General features: G+C 64.4%; 4 protein-coding genes. All 4 read left to right on the top strand.

The window, feature by feature from the left end; genetic code table 11:
- Positions 1–563 (top strand): hypothetical protein (locus tag ACIQ7D_RS37460; protein WP_403945769.1); only part of this gene is annotated, 563 nt, incomplete at its 5' end.
- Positions 563–1,072 (top strand): hypothetical protein, encoded by a 510-nt coding sequence (locus ACIQ7D_RS37455; protein ID WP_403945767.1) that lies wholly within the window; start codon positions 563–565, stop codon positions 1,070–1,072. The genes ACIQ7D_RS37460 and ACIQ7D_RS37455, both read left to right, overlap by 1 nt.
- 170 nt (positions 1,073–1,242) lie before the next feature.
- Entirely contained in the window at positions 1,243–2,151 is a 909-nt protein-coding gene (locus ACIQ7D_RS37450) for a Dyp-type peroxidase (protein WP_403945765.1), read from the top strand.
- Positions 2,152–2,393: 242 nt separating this feature from the next.
- Positions 2,394–2,594, top strand: a complete 201-nt coding sequence (locus tag ACIQ7D_RS37445; RefSeq protein WP_403945762.1) for a hypothetical protein — start codon at positions 2,394–2,396, stop codon at positions 2,592–2,594.
- Positions 2,595–2,648: the final 54 nt, after the last annotated feature.

The raw sequence follows: 2,648 nt of genomic DNA, 5'->3' as shown, positions 1-2,648 counted from the left end.
TGACCAGCACAGGTAGAAGGCGAGTTCGCCGGTGGTGCGGTTGCGGCGGATCAGGAGGTGGCGGTGTTCGTCGGTGCCGGTGTGGATCCAGGCCCGAGTCGACCACGGTCTACAATCTCACCGTCGATGGCCTTCACACGTACTATGTGGGGGGTCGGGACGCAGCCGTTCTTGCCCACAACAGTAACCCTCTTGAGTGTCCGTTGCGGGCGTATACCGACCTCAAACGTATGGGGCCTGGTAAGAATGAAGGTGTTACCAGTGTGTTGTGGACACCTTCGGGGAACAGGTACTTCGACTTCAGTCGAAACAGAACGCCCGCGCAGCTTAGGGAACTGCCTCTTGTGATCCGGCGAGTGATAGGCCAAGTCGGACATCACGGCGGGTGTGCTGAGATCGGATGCATCACACAGGCACTGGAAGCCGGGGACCTGATTAAAGGTAGTCAGAGCCTTGCCATGGTCCACAAGCCCTTCAATAATCTGCAGAACCGGAGACTTCTTCCTGGCTGCGAAAGCTGTCAGAACGTGATGAGTAGACTCGGGATCAGAGACACGTTCTGATGAAAGGTGAATCAGTGGGGAAAATTCTTGGAGGCCTGTCGAGGGTTCGCTTTTCCGGACTTCGGGATGCGAACGGTCCGGCGGGAGATATTCCGTCACTACTATCGAAGGCTGCGTGGGGAGATGTGGAATCTTCGAGGGTGGCTCTAGATGAAATAAGCGACCGTATTTGTTCTCTTGGGTTTGTAGTGTCGGAGGCAACCGCTCCGACGGTTCCTTTCATTCTGGAACTTGCTGGGTCTCCGCAGATGCAATGCAAAGTTGAGGTACTTGAGCTGCTCCTGAAGATTTATAACGCCGAGCAATGGAGTTCGGCTGCGGAAGCTGCTCGCCCTGAACATAAGAGAAACTATGAGAGCCAAGTCTGCTGGGAGTCGATGGCGCACGCTGCGGTTCTTTCCGGACGGCACGTGGTGGAGGCACTGATCCTTTCCAGTGATCAGGCGGTTGCTCAAGCGGCTCGTGCACTGCTGAGTGCTTTCGATGGGCGGGACGAGGGGGCGGGGTGAGGCGCAGGACTCTGTTGCTGGGTTCCTCCTCGGCTGGTCTGGCGGTGGGAGCTGTCGCCGTCGGCGGCGTGTTGGCCCGTGGTGAGGCTGCGGATGACCGGCGAGAGGCTGACGCCCCCCGGACTCCGGCTCAGCTGCGAGGCGTTCAGCCGGATGGGCGAGTTGTTCTGGTGGCGTTGGACCGGCGCCCGAGGGCTGGCGAAGGGGCGGGTTCGCTGCGGGACGTGGTGTCGGGGGCTCTGGGTTTGGAGGGGCGTGGCGTATCCCTGGGGGTGGCGCTGGGGAGCGGGGTGTTCCGGGCGACCGCCGACCGGCCGCGGCAACTGGTCGAGATGCCGGGCTTCGCGGGGGATCTGCTGGATCCCCGTCAGTCGCACGGCGATGTGCTGGTGCAGGTCGCGGGCGAGGGGGCCGACGATGTGCGCGACGCTGCTGAGCGGCTGGTGCGAGGCCTTTCCGGGTGGGCGGTGCGGTGGCGGATCGAGGGGTTTCGGGCGGGGGATCGGATGGAGGGCGGCCGGGGACTGGCCCGGAATCCGTTTCACTTCAGCGAGGGGTTCGGGAACCCGCCCGACGAGCGTGAGGTCCTGGACCGTGTGCTCGTACGGGACGGTCAAGGTGAGCCCGTGTGGGCGGTCGGGGGGAGTTATCAGGTCGTACGGATCATCCGGCTGGCGACCGAGCTGTGGGACAAGGACTCCGTGGAGGAGCAGGAGCGGATCATCGGGCGCCGCCGGGACGGCCGCTGGCTCGACGGGGCGCCCGTGGACGAGCAGCCGAACTACCGTGCCGATCCCCGGGGTCGGCTGACCCCGCTCGACTCCCACGTACGGCTGGCCACACCGGACCGCCGCAACCCGGCCCCGCTCGTGCGGCGCGGCTACAGCTACGACCGGGGTGACGGGGACACCGGGCTCCTCTTCTCCTGCTTCCAGCACGACCTCGCCGACGGGTTCGAGGCCGTGCAGAAACGCCTGGAGGGGGAAGCGATGGCGAAGTACCAGCTCACCACCGGAGGCGGCTACTTCTTCGTTCCCTCACCCGGCGACAGGTGGGTGGACGCGCTTGCGCCCCGCTGAAGCGCATCTGTCGGTTGATCAGAAACCGGTTTCTGAGTCGTTTACCGCCGGACCGGGCTCAGATCTGCGGGCATCTGGGTTTCCGGGAGTGCAGCGTCGCGGACGCAGACAAGCTGACGGCCTGGCTCGCCGAGCACGTCGTGTGCAAAGGAGCGGCGGCCAGAGCAGGTGCGAGTGGAACTGCTGGGGCCCGCTGCCGTACGGAATGCAGCGAGCCGCCCACGCCGGGCAGCGACCGGACTGTGGGCGGCTCGCTGCGGGTGGCCAAGGAGATGCTGACGGCGCAGATCTCCGCACGGCTGGCGGCGGAGAGCACGGAGCGGATCGTGGCCTTGGCCGCCGGCGCCGACCAAGCGGAGGAGGGTGAAGTAGGTGAAAGAGCCCTCCTGCCGTTTCCTCGCCACTTAGAAGTCATCTCATTTGGGCGACTCGGTATTCTGTGAGTCATGGTGGGGATCGTTGAGCGGCTGGTGCCGGATGAGTTGTGGGAGTTGTTC

It is taken from the genome of Streptomyces sp. NPDC096310 (assembly GCF_044763125.1).
Lineage (GTDB): Bacteria > Actinomycetota > Actinomycetes > Streptomycetales > Streptomycetaceae > Streptomyces.
Note: the sequence above shows the minus strand (reverse complement) of the source record. Positions and strands in the feature narration are given on the sequence as shown.

Coding starts and splice junctions, on each gene's coding strand:
- ACIQ7D_RS37455 (WP_403945767.1), top strand. CDS start 563: ATGAAAGGTGAATCAGTGGGGAAAATTCTTGGAGGCCTGTCGAGGGTT.